The sequence below is a fragment of the Plantactinospora sp. B24E8 genome, from assembly GCF_039871735.1.
Taxonomy (GTDB): Bacteria; Actinomycetota; Actinomycetes; order Mycobacteriales; family Micromonosporaceae; genus Plantactinospora.
Map to the genome: position 1 here is coordinate 1 of NZ_JBDPMH010000032.1, position 16,671 is coordinate 16,671.

At 67.7% G+C, this 16,671-nt stretch carries 5 protein-coding genes; 1 reads left to right on the plus strand and 4 read right to left on the minus strand.

Annotated features, from left to right (window positions below; genetic code table 11):
* Positions 1-124 precede the first annotated feature (124 nt).
* The 3 genes from ABGB21_RS29665 to ABGB21_RS29675 form a co-directional block, all read right to left on the minus strand.
* A complete protein-coding gene (locus ABGB21_RS29665) occupies positions 125-274 on the minus strand; it encodes a hypothetical protein (RefSeq protein WP_347680542.1) in 150 nt (49 codons plus the stop codon).
* A 259-nt stretch (positions 275-533) separates the two neighbouring features.
* Entirely contained in the window at positions 534-971 is a 438-nt protein-coding gene (locus ABGB21_RS29670) for a hypothetical protein (RefSeq protein WP_347655886.1), read from the minus strand.
* A gap of 98 nt (positions 972-1,069) precedes the next feature.
* Entirely contained in the window at positions 1,070-11,065 is a 9,996-nt protein-coding gene (locus tag ABGB21_RS29675; protein ID WP_347680544.1) for a LamG-like jellyroll fold domain-containing protein, read from the minus strand.
* A 334-nt stretch (positions 11,066-11,399) separates the two neighbouring features.
* Here ABGB21_RS29675 and ABGB21_RS29680 point away from each other — a divergent pair, with 334 nt between their 5' ends.
* Positions 11,400-13,595 (plus strand): BTAD domain-containing putative transcriptional regulator, encoded by a 2,196-nt coding sequence (locus ABGB21_RS29680; RefSeq protein ID WP_347680546.1) that lies wholly within the window; start codon positions 11,400-11,402, stop codon positions 13,593-13,595.
* Positions 13,596-13,630: 35 nt separating this feature from the next.
* On the opposite strand, the gene ABGB21_RS29685 is transcribed toward ABGB21_RS29680, so the two are convergent.
* Positions 13,631-16,624 carry a glycoside hydrolase family 95 protein gene (locus tag ABGB21_RS29685; RefSeq protein ID WP_347680548.1) on the minus strand — a complete coding sequence of 998 codons (2,994 nt, stop codon included), beginning with the start codon at positions 16,622-16,624 and terminating at the stop codon, positions 13,631-13,633.
* Between the last annotated feature and the right edge of the window lie 47 nt (positions 16,625-16,671).

Consider the following 16,671-nt stretch of genomic DNA (forward strand, 5'->3'; position numbering starts at 1 on the left):
CGGAGACCGATTCCGTCGCAAGAACCTGTCTACCGATGGCTCCACGTCCTTATCAAAAGCTGTCCGCTATGGACGGTACGCCCGTGTCATCCCGAACCGCCCCCGGATCCTTGCTGAGATCACCTCACTGGACGATCTTCGCGCTGTTGGCCGTACCGCCACCCTGGACGTTCATACACAGATTGGTGTGCGATACCTGGATGTGTACCCCGGCCGCCGGGGTGATCGCCGCCGAGGCAGGCGCGGCCGGCACACTGAGCAACGCCGCCAACACCACAAGAACTAGGCCAGCAGCACGTGAAGCTTTCGGCCGCAGGCCAGGCCGAACCCAAGTTGGATACACCTTTCTCCAATCATTGTCGTACAACTTTGGAGGGTAGCTACACCTCGACAATCTGCTTGACCCTAGTCACACGCATCCGACCAGCCGCCAACGTCCACGGAACGACAGACCTCTTCCGAGATTGGGTAATCCAGGAAGTCAATCAACAAAAAGCGCGCCCCAGGAAGCCACCGCCAGCCAACCGGGAAACCTAATCGGTCGAACGTGAGCGCCTAGTCCTTTTACGGGAAGCCTTTAGGATCTCAGCATAGTAAGCGAGTCGCGCATCATCAAGATCGATCAACTCCAGGATCTCACCCACGATTTCACCATGCTTGCCAAAACCCTCCTGCAGAATCACCCAAATACCTTCACGCGCCTTATGCCGGCACTCATCCCCCAATCGCCCACGCCCGATGGACCTTTCAGTAGAATGCGATTCTCCAGCCAACACACGCCACAATGCCTCCAGAAGCTCCAGCCGGGAAGACGGCAACAAGTCTCCAGTCATTGCCGCGAGGATTACTCCGATTGCCGGAACAGCAACCTCGAACAGATTTCCATCCACCTCCAGATGTCCATCTAAGGTCACGCCATAGACATCCGAAGGATCCTCGACATCGATCAGCGATCGAAACAACGCGGGCACATGTTCTGCCGTGCCTCGACAGCCACACCGAAACCGACTCCAGTCATACCTGTCCAGCTCCGCAGAAAACAACTTATTCGAAGACATCAGCGACCCCCTCAACCCCAAAATACCCCTGAGACGAAGTTGCCTTCACCAAATAGACCCTGACAGACCGAGCAAACTTCCTTTTCCTGCACCGCGCGCCCTACGCCATCTCTGAAGTTCTGCCATTTCAAAGCCTTGGTGAAGATCACATCCACATGGTCCCAGTCCGTTCCGATCAATACATTTGGCTCAGCACAGTTACCACGACCAGAGCAGCTGACCGCAATCTCTCCGGTACGGAGATTCACGGCACCGACCCAGGTCTTCGTCTTCGCCACACCAGTAGCCGCGTGCACCGCCTCGGACACCATACCCTGCGCCTCAACGAGTTGATCCTCAAGATCCCATCCACCGGCCGGGCTACTACGAAACAACGGCGGTTCGAATTCGAGTTCACCTGTTCCCCCGCGAGTCCCTCGCTCAGGCGCCAAATCGGTTATCCGACCATTTGTCGGACAAACAAATCTGGCACCGACATCTGAATTGTGGACCAGGACCGGAATGCTGCCGGCAACCACATAGTACGTGTGCAGGCCATCGACGGTGAGGTTGTGGACGCGCTGGTCCTGCGCAGTCCATCGCTTGACCGCTGTGACCTGTACGTAGGTACCAGCCGACGTACGCAGAAGCGAACCGGCATGCAGCTCCGAGGCGTCGAGCCAGGTGCCGGAATCCGGTACCCAGAACGGATGGCCGGCGGTGGCCTGGACCGAAGCGGTGTGGTCTCCGGTGTCACCATCCACGTCGATGGTGACCTCGACGATTTCCTTCTCGCCCTGGCCGACGATCAGGTCGGTGACCTTCCTGGGCCCCGTCTCGCCGGTCGTCGGGTCGGTCGCCAACACCACGTCACCGACCCGGACGTCCTCGATCGGCTTACGGCCACCGTCGGCCATCAGAACGGCGGTGCCCGGAACAAAGCTGTTCGACACTCCGGACCCGGTACATCCGCCGCCCATCCGGACCGGCGCCCGCCTGTCTAGAGCCCGGCCGACCAGGCCGCCAGGACGGAGGTTGGTAAAGCCCTTCGCGGTCGACATCGCGGCAGTGCCCGCCGCCGAGAACGCCGACCGGCCGGCTCCGCCGATCACGGCCCGCACGCCCGCGCCCACCGCGGATCCGGCCACGGTGGACAGTGGGCCGGTGACCGCGCCGAATGCGGCGCCCATCAGCGCGTTGGCGGTCATCTCCTGCCAGCCCTTGCCGCCCTCGACGAGGTCGTTGACCAGCGATCCGACCGCACCAGCCGCCGCCGCGCAGCCGACCGCGCCGACCCCGGTCCACCCGACCGCCACCCCGCACCCCACGCCGACGACCGCACCCGCCACCGCTCCGGCGATCGCGGCCTTGTGCTCGACGACCCAGTTCCCGGCCGCGTCCAACGCGGTGGTCAGGCCACCGATCACCGCGTCCCGGGCCGCGATCGCCTGGTTGTAGAGGTCTGCCGCTGCCTTGGCGCTGTCCGCCACGACGTTCTGCATGGCGGAGACCAGCGCGGCCGGCTGGGTGACCGCGGTGACGACGATCTTGCCGAGGCCGGCGATCAACGGCCTCGCCGCTGCCGCGATCTTGCCGACCGGGGTGTGTTTTACCGCATACTTGATCGCCTGGCGCGCCGCCGCACGGATCTGCACCGCCCGCTGTTGCACCGCTGCGGCCTTCTGCGCCAACCACTGCTTGCCCCGGTCGACGTAAGGCTTCGCATACTTGTTGTAGAGGCTGTTCAAGCCTCTGCCGACCGCCTTCATTCCGTCGGCGAGCGCCCGCAGCCCTCTCTTCGCCATGTCGAAGCCGATGGTGATGCCCCGCTTCAGACCCGACCAGGCCGCCCGGGCGTACTGGTTGACGTATCCGCCGGCGCTGACGACGGCTCGGTAGCCGCTGCTGACCGCGCTGCTGACCGCGCCGCCAACAGCCTTCGCCGCCCGCGCGCACCAGCCGCACGCCCAGTGCCCGTCCGGGTCGGTGTTGGCCAGCGGATTGCCGGCGCCGTACGTGTAGCGGTTGGCCAGGATCGACGCGCCCTGGGCGTAGGTGACCGAGTCGCGAGAGATGAAGGAACCGGTGCCGGGTGAGTACCAGCGGGCACCCATGTTGACCTGATCGGTTTCCGGGTCGGTCCAGTCGCCCTGGTAGCCCAGGTTGGACTGTTCCCCGCTGACTCCGATCCGCTCACCGAACGGGTCGTAGGCGGTCGACCCGGCGAGCGCGGCCATCGTGCCGTCTGCCCCGTCGAACGCGCCGACCAGGTCACCGTGTTCGTCCGTGAGCGCGACCCGGGAGTCTGCCTCCTCGGCGACGGCCAACAGCTCCCCGTTGGGACCCCGGCTGTAGCGCTCGGCGCCGTCCGCGACCACCTCCGGGCTCAAACCGGCGTAGCTGAAGCTGGTGCCGTTACGAATCCCGACACGGTCCAGGCCGTCGTACTGGTAGGTCTCCTCGTCCTGGCCGACCAGCCGGTCGAACGCGTCGAAGGAGTACTCCTCGACCAGTCCCGAACTGGTCCGGCTGGCCAGCGTGCCACGCGCCGTGTACTGGTAGGTGTAGTCGCCGTCCGAGAGCAACCGGTTGCGGGCGTCGTAGCTGGAGGTTTTGTCGCCCGCCACGATCCGGTTGCCGGAATCGTCCCACTCGTAGCCGACGGTGCCGGTCGGCGACGTCCAGGAGACGAGCCGGGCGGCGTCGTCGTAGCCATAGCTGTTCCGGCCCGGTTGGGCCGTGCCGGTCGTTTCCTTGACCGTCAACCGGTCGTCGGCGTCGTACTGGTAGGAAATCTTGGCAACCTCGTCACCGGAGGCGTTGCGCAGCACGTCCGAACTGACCCGGCCGAGATTGTCGTAGCTGTACGTCCGCACCCGACCGAAGCCGTAGTCGACGGTGGTCGGCAGCCCGGCGGCGTCGTAGCCGAGGGTCTGGGTGACCCCACCCGTGTCCTCCTGCAGTGTCGCGAGCCGCCCCCTGACATACCCGAACGTGGCGGTCCCGGAGGCGTCGGTCCTGGCGACGAGCTGCCCGTCCCGGTTGTAGGTGTAGCTCGCGTCTCCTGCCGGCCCGACAGCGCCGAGCAGCCCGCCCCGGTCGTTGTAGTCGTAGGTGTTGGTTCCGCCGGGGGCGTTCACCGAGACGACCCGGCCCGCCAGGTCGTAGCCGATGCCGCGGGTGGCGGCGGCCGCACCGCTGCCGGTTTCCGTGGTCAGCCGGCCCGCCGCGTCGTACGCCCTGATCCTGACGACGCCGCCGGGCGCGACGAGACGCTCCGGATTGCCGGCCCGGTCGTACCCGACCGTCCAGGTGCGATCGGCGGCATCCGGATGACCCGCGGTCGGGGGCTCGATCACCGACTCGGGCAGGCCCAGTGAGTTGACGGTGTAGATGACATCGTTGTTGCGTCCGTCGGTGTACCGGGTCCGGTTACCCGCCGCGTCGTAGCCGAACGAGGTGACGATGTTCTTCGTGGCGGATACCGGCTCGGTTTGGCGGACGAGTCGGTTGTGCGCGTCGTACTCGAAGGTCGCCCGCTTCTGCAGGGCATTGATTTGGGCGGTGACGTTGCCGTCCGCGTCGTACTCGAACTTCTCAGAGCGGAGGACGGTGCCGGCGGCGTCCAGGTCCGACTCCTGGGCGACCCGGCCGAAGCCGTCGAACTCGGTCCGGGTTGTCCGGCCCAGCCCGTCGGTCACCCGCACCTGGTTGCCGTGCAGATCGTAGCCGAGTTGGGTGGTCACGCCGGCGGCGCTGGTGTTGGAGACGACCTCACCGGCGGTGTTGTAGGCGGCGGTGGTCCGGACCCCGGCCGGTGACACGGTCTCGACCAGGTTACCAACGTCGTCGTAGCGGTACCGGGTGGTGAAGCTGTCGGGCACCGGGTACCGCTCGATCTGGGTGGTGGTGACCGGCCGGTCGAGGTCGTCGTAGGTGGTCTCGGTCCGGGCGCCGGTCGGGCTGGTCGTCGAGAGCACCTCTCCGGTCCGGGTGTACGTGTAGCGCCAGACCGCCCGTTGCTCGTTGGTCGAACCCGGCTGATCCCGGGTGATCACCCGGTTCAGCCGGTCGTAGCCGAGGCGGGTGACGTTGCCTCGGGGATCGACGATCTCGGTCGGGTTCCCGAGCGCGTCATAGCTGGTCGTGGTGGTGGGCGCGGTCGGGAGGACGGGCATCCCGGGCGGGGCGTAGATCGGTTGGCTGGCGCTGACCACCCGCCCCAGTCGGTCGTAGGTGCTGCGTCGGACGTTGCCGAGCGCGTCCCGGGTCGCCACCACCTGTCCGAAGGCGTCGTAGCCGGTGGAGACGGTCGGGTGGACGACGGCGGCCGGTCCGCCGTTGCTCTCCGCCGTGACCGGTGGGGCCCGGGCGGAGATCTGCCGGCCGAGTTCGTCGTGCCGCAGCGTCGTGGTGTACGCGGTCCGGTCGGCCCCGGCCACGTTGCCCCGTGGGGACGTGACGGTGGTCGGCAGACCACGCTGGTCAAAGGTGTACGAGGTGACCAGCGCCCCGTTGTCGGAGACGACCTTCTCCTGGGTGCGTCGGCCGGACGCGTCGTAGACGTTCTCCACCACGTTGCCGGTCGTGCTGGTCGGCCACGGCACGTTGCTCGGCATTCCCGAGTACGAGGTGCGGAGCACGTTGCCGCCGCTGTCATAGGTGTAGCTGATCCGCCGGGCCAGCCCGCCCGGGTCGAGCACGGTACTGGTGATCCGCCCCATCGCGTTCACGCTGTGCTCGGTGACCGACAGCCCGTTGCCGGTGACCTTCCGGGTCAGGTTGCCCGCCGCGTCGTAGGCGTTCTCCTCCATCACGTAGTCGCGGGTGCTGCCGTCCGGGTTGCGGAAGCCCTTCAGCACGATCTTGTGGAGCAGATCGTCCTTGTAGTAGGTGTACTCCTGCCGCCGACCCATCGAGTCGACCTGCAGCACCATCCGGCCGGCATAGTCGAAGGCGTACGAGTTGAGCACGACGTAGTCGCCACCGTCCGGTGGAGCCCCACTCTGCTCAGGGTCGCCGTTCCAGTCCCGCAGCCGGACCTCCGCCAACGCGTTTCGCGCGGTGTACGCGTACTCGTAGTGGTTGCCGTTGGCGTCGATGACAAAGGTCCGGTTGCCAAACTGGTCGTAGCCCTGGGACTCTTCGTTGCCTTCCGGGTCCACGGTACGTACCGGCCGGTTGAATTCGTCGTACTCGGTGGTGGTGACCCGCGCCGGGGCGTCGCTGAGCACGTCCCGGCTCTCCACGCGGGTCACGTTGCCATCTACGTCGTACGTCGTGGTGGTCACCAGTTGGTGGCGGGTGCCGTTCACCTCGTCCGTGGTGACCGGGCCGGTGCTGGTGACCGGCCGGTTCAGGTCGTCGTAGCTGGTGGTGGTGACAACGCCGGCCGGATAGGTGTCGGAGATCTCCTTCTCCGCGATCTGCCGTCCGAGTTCGTCGTAGGTGTACTCGACCCGCATACCGGACGGGGTGATCAGCACAGCCAAGTCGCCCTGCCGGTTGTACTGGTACCGCGTCGTCGCATCACGGGTGTCGGTGGTGGTGCGGACCAGACCGGGTGGAGTCGGGTCCGGATGGCCGACTGAGCCGCCGCTGCCGTCGGTGTAGGTGTGCGCGAGGAGGAAGCCGTCCGGGCCGGTTTCCCGTAGTACGTCTCCGTTGGAGGTGTACTGGTAGGTGGTCCGGTAGCGGTTGTCGGTCGCGCTGCTGGACCGGGCGTCGCGGGTCTCGGTCGGCAGGTCGTTACGGGGATCGAATGGATTCGTCACCGTTGTGGGGTACGAGGTGTAGGAGGTGTGGCATTCGGTGGCGGTGCGACACGTCCGGCGTGAGGTGACGTTTCCCCGGTCGTCGAAGGTGAGCTGGACCTTATCGCCGCTCTCGTTGGTGATCTCGCTCTGATATCCCTTGTCGTTGTAGCCGAACGAGCGGATGACCAGACCGGTCAGTTCGTGCTCCTCGAAGATCGGCCCACCGGAATCACCGGGAATGACGGTGCAGAAACCCGGGTCGCTCGGGTCGGGCGAGGTACAGACCTCGGTCGGTGACGGACTCGGGGTGGGCGACGGCGACCGGTAGTCCGGCCGATCCTCCTCGCGGGTGTCGACTCCGACCGGAGTCCCGGTGCGAAGTACCCGGCCGGCCAGGGCGTCGTACTCGTAGAGGTAGGGACGGTTGGCCGGGTCGAGCACCTGCACACTCCGACGGAGGTCGTTGTTCCCGCCGTAGACCGCCGGGGCGCCGATCTTCCAGGTGCCCCCGTTGCCGTCGGTGAATTCCTTGATCCGGTCCCGTTCGGTGTCGTAGACCGCCTCGGACGAGTTCTTGCCGCTGGGCAGCGTGACCCTGGTGAGCTGGTCGGCCGCTGCCGCCTGGGCGAAGTGCGCCTTTACCGCCGACGGCCCGAGCGGGTGGGCGTACGTGGCGACCTCGTCGATGCTGCCGGAAAAGAAGCGTCGGGCCGAACTTCCCCACTGTGGCCAGGATGCCGGAATGGTCGCGTACCCCGCGCCGATCTGGTTGAAGGTGAGCGTGCTGTGCTCGATCGAGGCGGTCCGGGTGCCGGCCAACTCGCCGTCGACATAGAGCGTCTGGGTGTTGCCCATGGCGGACAGGACAACATGGTGCCACTGGTTGTCCCGGATGTCCCGGGTACTGGTGATCGGGCTGACCGTGCCGCCGGCAAACTGCCCGCGTAACCGCCCGTCGAGCCCCACGTAGAGCAACGGCTGACCGTTGGTCGCGGTTTCGCCGAGCGCCTTGTCCTGGTATCCGAGCAGCGGCCCGCCGGTCTGGTTCGGCGAGATCTTAACCCACAGTTCAATGGTCGCGTCGCGGTTCTTCTTCAGGGTCCCCTTGGTCAATTCGATCTGGGAGCTGGTGCCGTTGAAGGTGGCCGCGGTGTTGCTGGTGCCGGCCAGGGCACCCGGAACGCCGAGGATGACGTTGCGGATGATGCCGGCGTCCTTGCCGAGGTTGGTGGCGACCTCACTGCCGGCGGTCCCGCCCTCGGCCTCGCCCAACCGCCAGTACGAGTCGGGCCCGCTGTCCGTCACCGCGCTGCGGTAGTGGGAGCCTGCGGCGTAGGTGTAGCTCGTGCAGATTGCCGGGTCGGGCGCGCAGACCCGGGTGAGGAGGTCGCCGGTGTAGGTGTACGTCCAGGTCAGACGCCGGCCGCCGACCGGGTCGGTGGAGACGCTGGAGATGTGGTTGCCGGTCCAGGTGAAGGTGAGCGACCGACCGTAGGTGGCCCCGGGGACGGGCATCACCTGTGCCTTCACCAACCTGCCGTTGTTCGGGTCGTGGCTGAGCTGGATCGACCTGAACCAGGCGTCGCTGATTTTGTGGAGCCGGCCCGAGCCGGTGAACTCGTAGCTGGTTCCGGCCCGGTCGAGTAGCTTGTAGAGCCCGTTCGTCACGCTGAGTTGGGCGGTACGTCCCATCGGCGCGGCGAAACTGCCGTCCGGGTTACGGCCGAACCGGACCTGCTGCCCGTCCGGGTAGGTGATGACGACGTTTCCGGAGCCGTCGTCGTCGGGCAACAACCGCATGTCGAACTGGGTCATCCAGCCCGCACCGAACAACAGGTCACGTCGGGGATCCAGGCTGTTGTAGGTACGCACCACCCGCAGCGGAGGCCCGATGTTGGAGACGGCCGCGTCGACGGCTCCGGTGGTGAGGTTACCGACCTGTGGATCGAAGTCACGCTCCTGGCTGCCGTACGGTGCGTTGGCGATCCGGGAGGTGATCTCCGGCTGCGGCACCGCCGACAGCATCGTCTGCCAGTCGGAGAACACCTCGTTGCCGGCGTCCCTGATGCCGGCCCGCCACTCGTAGGTCTTGCTCCAGACGAGTCGGCCGGCCGGTACCGTCCACGCCTGACCCGTCTGGTAGCCGGAACTGGCACAGTTGACCCGGGCTCCTGCGGCGTCACGTTCGCAGTATTCGAAGTTGAACCGCAGGGTGGATCCCGGAGGCGCGTCGATGTCGGTCGCCCGAGCCCAGAGTTGCGGAGTCAGGGTGGGGGTGGCGTAACCGTTCGGCGGCTGGAGTTCGTCCAGCACCGGCGGGATGTCGAAGACCTCCAGGACAATCCGGCCCGGCGGGATCTGCTGGTCGGTGAAGACCGGTCCGCCGGTCCGTACCATGGTGAAGTCGAGGAAGTACCGGCCCGGCGGCAGGGGCTGGATGGTGGCGTCGAAGGTCACCCGTCCCTTGCGGGCCACGGTGGTGGTCAGATCGGCCGCCCGCCGCTGCCCCATCGCCGTGCCGTCGGAGACCCGGTAGGCCCGGTAGGCGAGGTAGTAGGCGCCCGGCGTCCAGGATTCGGCACTGAGGTTGGTAACCGTGATCTTGACCTTGCCGGCCTGGTTCTGCAGGACCGGAGGCTCAGGAACCGGCTTGGGAATGGTGTAGCTGGCGTTGTACGGCGTGTGCGTGACGTACAACCGGGGCGGGTTGGCGGTGCCGGTGCCGGCGAACTTTTTCCATGCCACGCTGTCGCTGTCCGAGGCGCGCAGCGACAGCCCGTGGTTGGGGTCACCGTCAGCCCACCCCTGGATCAGGTCACGACCCTTGGTACCCAGGTCGAACAGCGTTCCCCTGATCGGGCAGGACGACGCGGCCTGGCCGATTCCGACGTAGCCGTACGCGAAGGACTGGCTGGTCAGCGCCGGACCGACGGCGGGACCGGGATAGGAGTACCCGGAGCCGGCTGTCCAGGATCCGGTCACCGGGTGGACGGTCACCCGACGCGGGCTGCACGAGGCCGAATCGAAGTTCACCACCTGCAACTGGGCGCCAAAAATGGTGTGGTTGCGCAACCGGTCCGCCAGACCGTCGAATTTCAGGTACGACGCGGCGGCGCCGCCGCTACCCGGCCGGCCGACCAACAGCTCGTCCCGGTCGATGCGTGACCCGTTGCCCTGCACCACCATCGTCTCGTCGGCGGCGCCGTTGGCCACCGACGGGTCGACCCGGACCGGGAACGCCCGTGCTGGATCACGCAGCCAGGCAGGGTCAGCGGTCAGCTCGATCGCCGTTCCGGTCGCGTCCGGAACCAGCCGGTAGGCGACGCTGGTGGAGACCACGCCCTTCGCATCCATCATGTATCCGGCCGGAATCACTGCCCGCTGGACCCCGGCACCGTCACGCAGCACGATCCGGTCGCGGTCAAGCACGGCGGTGAGTCCGGTCAGTCGCATCGGGAACAGGAACCGGTGCGGCGCGTCGGCCGAGTGCAGTACGAGCGTCTCCTTCACCCCGCCCGCCTGGGCCCGCAACTCCAGGTCGACCCCCGGCCGCACCCCGGGATACGTCGCCGTCTCGCCATGGGCCGTGCCGGAAACCGCCAGAGCCTCTGCGAGTCCGTACGCGATGACGTGCTGCTCGTCGAGGGCCAACCGCACCAGTTCCGGCGCATCCGCCCGGTGGGCGATCCTCAGGTCGACCGAGTCGGCCCGGGACCGCCATCCGGATCCGCCCGGGACCAGCGTCAGGTCGATGTCGGCCCAGGTGCCGTCCGATTGTTGATAGTGCAGCGGCGTCGAGGAGATCTCCGTCGTCTCCGTGCCGTCCGCATTCGTGTAGGCGCGTTGGTGGGCATCGCGCCGGTGCGTGAGCTCCCGGCTGGTCTCCTCGTCGAAACCACGGACAGCGGCGACCGGCGGCGTGACCACCTCGGCCCGGTTCTGACGGATGGCCGGAGGAGCCGACGGCTTGGTCAGTGGGTAACGCCCCCGTAGTGACTGTGGGACGGTCCGGTTGGCAGGACCCTCGACAATGTGGTCTTCCAGATCGGCCGAACCCCATCGCTGGTCCGGTGCTGATTCAGCACGGTGTACGCGGTCGGCCGCCGGCCTGGACGGCGAGTTGAGTGCGGTCCGGGTGCCGGGCTCGGCGGTGTTGGCGAGCAGGGCCGCGCAGAGCAGCATCGCCCCCAGCAGCCATGGTGTTCTTCCACGGCGACCGAGATGCTTCCCCCGCTTCGGGGGTGTGGTGAACGGACGTCGAATCCTCAACATGCCCTGCCTCCCCGTCCGGCACGACCAGCGGCTAGGGCGCTCTCCACCGGGTCGATCAGCCGACCCGGTAGTCGCGACCGGCCTGTTACTGGCTTCCAGACAAGGTACGGATTGTGCGCACAGCAGGACGCACAGTGCAGGCATATCGGAGATACAACGAGCGGCCAGCTTTCATGCGTACCCCCTAGCAGAGGCACAGCGAGGCGATCCGTCACGCCTTGCAATGTTTTGATCACCAGGGAAAGCCGATGCCGAAGAGGCGCTATACGATGTCGATCATTTGGAAGCATCGAGAGGTGGTGATGTAGCGATGCAGTACGGCCTACTCGGTCCCATGCTCATCCAACCCGGCGGGCGGCCGGTCACCGTAAACGCGCTCAAGCCACGTACGCTTCTCGCCTGCCTGGTCGCCGAGGCCAACCGGCCGGTCAGCATCGACCACCTCATCGAAGAAGTCTGGGGAGCACAGCCACCCGGCTCGGCCAAGGCGAACGTCCGGACGTACGTGGCGGGGCTACGCAAGCAACTGGACGCCCCCGGCGTCCGTGTGGTCCGAGCGACCCGCGCCGGCTATCTCGTCGAACTGGCTACCCAGGCGCGGGACGTCGACGTCTTCCGTGCGCTGGTCGCCGACGGTCAGGCGGCCCGGGCGAGCGGCGACGCCGAGGCGGCGCTGACGACATTCAGGCAGGCGCTCGGAACCTGGCGCGGCCGGGCGATGTGCGATGTCGGCCATGGGCCGCTGCTGGGTCGGCATGCCCGACAACTCGAAGAGGAACGGCAGACCTTGTTGGAGCACGGCGTCGAGGTTTGCCTCGGTCTCGGTCTGGCCGAAGAGGCAGCCGTCCTGCTCCGACAGATCATCGCCGAGCGCCCCCTCCATGAGCCGGCACACGCCGCGCTGATGACCGCGCTGTATCGCTGCGGAGACACCGTCGGCGCCCTGAACGCGTATCAGAACGTCCGTGAGCAGCTACGTCACGAACTGGGGGTTGACCCCGGGCCGGAGCTGAACCGGCTGCATCGCGCCATCCTGAATCGGGATCCCGCGCTGGTAACTGCCATTCCATCCGACCAACGTCCACCTCGCCGGGTCACTCGGTGGACCATCGGCACGTCGGTCGAAGCGCCTCGGCAACTTCCCGCCGACGTGCCCGCCTTCGTGGGCCGCGGACGCCAGGTGGAACTGGTGCTACGTGAGTTGACGTCATCGCCGGATACCCGCCCAGCCGCCACGGTGATCACGGGCACCGGCGGGGTGGGTAAGTCGGCCCTGGCGGTCCACATCGCGCACATGCTGTCGGACCGGTTTCCGGACGGGCAGCTCTACACCAGTCTACGACGGGCGGAGCCGTCGACACCGGTCGACCACCTGGCGACACTGACTCACTTCCTACGGGCACTCGGCGGGTCGGTGCCGGCGTCGGACAGCGTCGAGGAGGTGGCTGCCACCTATCGCTCACTGCTCGCCCGCCGACGCGTCCTCATCGTCCTCGACGATGCCGAGGACGCCACCCAACTGCGTCCGTACCTGCCGGGAAGCGCGCAATCTGTCGTCATCGCCACCACCCGGAGGAGCCTGGCCGCCCTTCCGGCTGCCCGGTACGTACACCTCGACGTCCTCGAGCCGGACGAAGCGATCCGGTTGGTCGCCACCGCCATCGGCGTCGAACGGGCCGCCGCCGACCCCGACGGCATGGCCCGGCTCGTCGACGGTTGCGCTCGGCTACCGCTCGCGCTCGCCATCGCCGGCGCGAAGCTCGTGGGTCGCCCCGGCTGGGATCCCTCTGACCTCGCGGACCTGCTCGACGACGAACGGCAACGGCTCGACGCGCTGACCGTGGCGGATCTCGACCTGCGTGCCGCCTTCGCCGCCCACTACGGCATCCTGAAGCAGGAGCAGGCTGGCGGGGCGGCCCGGGTCTTCCGCCTACTCGGGCTGCTCAACGTGCCGCAACCCGACCTCGCTGCCATAGCCGCGATGCTCGACCGGCCCGCCTCCGAAGTCCGTGCCGACCTGGAGTTCCTGGTCGACCTCGGGCTCGCCGAAACGCCGACCGTCAACCGCTACCGGTTGCCCGACCTTCTCCGAACCTATGCAAGGGAGCTCTGTCAGGGGACTCCGGACGCCAAAGACCTGGACTCGGCTCTTCAACGTGCGCTGCGCTACTACCTGGCATCGGCGGGAGCAGCCGTCGCCGTGCTCTGGCCGGAGGCGCCGCCACCGCTGGACGCCGACCGGGCCGCCGGCGGGAGGAGCTTCGCCACGATGGTCGAGGCCCTCGGATGGCTGGACAAGGAAAGGACGAACCTGGTCGCGGTGGCTACGGCGCACGAGGGCCGGAGTGCGACAGCCGCTCTGGCCGCCGCACTCCGTAGAACGCTTCACCCGTACCTTGGCTGGCACGGACGTCTGACCGAACGCCAGCCGGTCACGACCCCGCCCAAACGCCGCCGGGCACCGGTGACGGTACGCCGCAACGCGCTGTCCGCACGACACGTCCTCCTGGAGGAGCCCTTACCGGACTGACGGACACTCCTTCGCCTTGTCAGTCACCTCGGCCGTCAGCTCCCGATCGCGATGGCGAAGACGTGCATGGTCGGTACGTTCGTCGCCGGCCCGGCGCTGATGTTCGGCAGCTCCACCCGGGCCACCGGCTTGCTCTGGATGGCCACGCCCACCTGGTAGATGCAGGCGGCCACATTCTGCCGCTGGTTGCCGGGCCGGTTCTGGTACGCGGTGACGATCGCGGCGGTACCACCGGCGTGCGGACCGCCGTACCAGTCCGGGGTGCTGAGCGTGAACGTCTGGCGGGTCCCGTCGGCATAGACCACGGCGGCGGTTCCCGACACGGCACCGTAGGTGCCGGTCAGCAGGAAATTGAGCGTGCGACCCGTACCGGTCACGCTGATGGCCTGCCCCGAGGCGATGGCGTTGTCGGCGCCGCCCGGGGCCACGTTGGGCCAGCGGAAGTTCACCCCGTTGCGACTCACCGTGCTGCCCGGGGTGACCCCGGCCTGGGCCAGGGCCTGCGCGGAGAGGGTGGCCCCGCCGCCGTCGAAGTTCCCGGCCCCGGTGTTGGTGTCGTTGGTGGTGCTGACGTTGGTGAAGCTCTGTTCCAGGGTCGGGGTGGTGGCGACCGATCCGCTGGCCCGGTAGGTGCGCCCCGCCTGCACGGTGAGTTCGACGAGGTCGGTCTCGATCCGCGTGGTCCGGGCCGGGGTGCCGTCGGTGGTATCGACGACGGCGTGGTTGGCGGTGAAGAGCCGGCCGCGCAGTCGGACGGCGCCGGTCCGGTCCGCCCGGACGAGGATCTCGGTCGCCTGGCCGCCGGTCCAGGTGATGCCCACGGTGTGCCCGCCCCGGGCCCGCAGCCCGCTCACCCGCCCGTTGGGCCAGGCCGCCGGCAGCGCGGGCAGGATGTGCAGTTCACCGTTGTGGCTGTGCAGCAGCATCTCGGCGATGCCGGCGGTGGCGCCGAAGTTTCCGTCGATCTGGAACGGCGGGTGCAGGTCGAACATGTTCGGGGCGAGGCGCGCGGGCGTGGCGAGGTAACGGATCAGGTCGTGGGCCCGGTTGCCCTCCTCCATCCGCGCCCAGAAGTTGATTTTCCAGGCCAGTGACCAGCCCGTGCCGTCGTCGCCGCGCAGCTCCAGGGTCCGCCGGGCCGCCTCGAACAACTGCGGGGTGCCGCGCCGGGTGATCTGGTTGCTCGGGGCCAGCCCGTAGAGGTGTGAGACGTGCCGGTGGGTCCGCTCGGTCTCGACCCAGTCGTAGAGCCACTCCATGATGTTGCCCCGCGAACCGACCTTCATCGGGGCGAGTCGGTCCCGGGCGGCCCGGACCTGGGTCCGGAAGGTGCTGTCGACGTTGAGGACCTCGCTGGCCCGGGCACAGCCGTCGAAAAGGTCCCGGAGGATCTGGTTGTCCATGGTCGGCCCGGCGCACACGCTGGCGTTCGAGTGGTGGCTGAGTTCCGGCGAGTTCGACGGGTTCGTCACCAGGTAGCCCAGGGTCGGCTCGGTCACCAGGGTGTCGAGGAAGAACTGCGCGGCGCCCCTCATCGCCGGGTAGTTGGCCCGGAGGAACTCGATGTCGCCGTTGAACAGGTAGTGGTCCCAGATCATGGTGGCCAGCCAGGCGCCACCGGTCTGCCACATACCCCAGAACGCACCGTCGACCACGGCGGTCGCCCGCCAGGCGTCGGTGTTGTGGTGGGTGACCCAACCCCCGGCGCCGTACTGGACCTGGGCGGTCCGGGCACCGCTGACCGAGAGGTCCCTGATCATGTCGAAGACCGGACTGTGGCACTCGGCCAGGTTGGTCGTGTTGGCGGGCCAGTAGTTCATCGGCAGGTTCGCGTTGATGGTGTACTTCGAGTCCCACGCCGGGGTCAGCGAGTCGTTCCAGATGCCCTGGAGGTTGGCCGGCTGGGTGCCGGGACGCGACGACGAGATCAACAGGTACCGGCCGAACTGGAACAACAGCGCGGAGAACTGCGGATCGCTGACGTTGTTGTGCTGCGCGATCCGGACGTCGGTCGGCTGGTCCGCGGCCGAGGTGCGGCCGAGGTCGAGGCTGACCCGCCCGAACAGCGCCTGGTAGTCGGCCACGTGCCGGCTGCGGAGCTGGTCGTAGCTGCTGGCCCGGGCGGCCGTGAGGTGCCACCGTGCGATGCCCTGGTAGTCGCCGCTGACGTTGCGGTAGTTCACGTAGCTGGAGCCGATCGAGACCAGCAGGGTCACACTGTTGGCGTTGGTGACCCTGAGCGTGCCACCGGAACTCGTCACGGTGCCGCCGCTGACCGTGGCGTTGGCCAGGGCGAGGAACCGGACCGCCCCGGTGACGCCCTCCTGGTTGCCGGAGACGCCGTCGAGGGCGATGGTGCTGCCGTCCGGGCTGGACACCGAGGTGCGTTGCGGGCTGTCGAAGGTGGCGGTGAAGGTGATCGACCCGGTCCGGTCGGCGGTCAGGCGCATCGCGATGACCTGGTCGGGCGCGCTGGCGAAGACCTCCCGCTGGTGGCGCACCCCGTTCACCACGTACGTCACGGAGGTGGTCGCGGTGGTCAGGTCCAGTTGCCGGTCGTACTGCGACGCCCCACCCGAGGGGAAGGCCAGTCGGAGGTTGCCGACCGTCTGGTAGGCCAACTGCCCGCCCGGGTTGCCCATCATGGTCTGGTTGATCAGATCCTGGGCCTGGGTCCACTGGTTCGCGAAGACCAGCCGCCGGATCTCCGCCAGCGCCGCCTGCCCTCTCGGGTTGCTGGGGTCGTGCGGGCCGCCGGCCCAGACCGTGTCCTCGTTGAGCTGCAGGCGTTCCGTGTCGACGTTGCCGAACACCATCGCCCCGAGCCTGCCGTTGCCGATCGGGAGCGCCCGCAGCCAGTCGGTGCCGGCGGGCTCGTCGTACCAGAGCGCCAGATCGCCGGCCGCCAGCACCTGCGGTGGCGCCGCCGAGTCCGCCCGGGCCGCGGCGGTCCACGGCAGTGGCAGCAGGGCGCCGCCGGCGCCGACCGCGCCGAACTTGAGGACCTGTCGTCGGGTCAGGTCTGACATCGATCCTCCAACCGGTGGCCGATCCGGTCACCTCGAGACGTGGGAGA

Coding starts and splice junctions, on each gene's coding strand:
- ABGB21_RS29675 (WP_347680544.1), bottom strand. CDS start 11,065: ATGTTGAGGATTCGACGTCCGTTCACCACACCCCCGAAGCGGGGGAAG.
- ABGB21_RS29685 (WP_347680548.1), bottom strand. CDS start 16,624: ATGTCAGACCTGACCCGACGACAGGTCCTCAAGTTCGGCGCGGTCGGC.
- ABGB21_RS29680 (WP_347680546.1), top strand. CDS start 11,400: ATGCTCATCCAACCCGGCGGGCGGCCGGTCACCGTAAACGCGCTCAAG.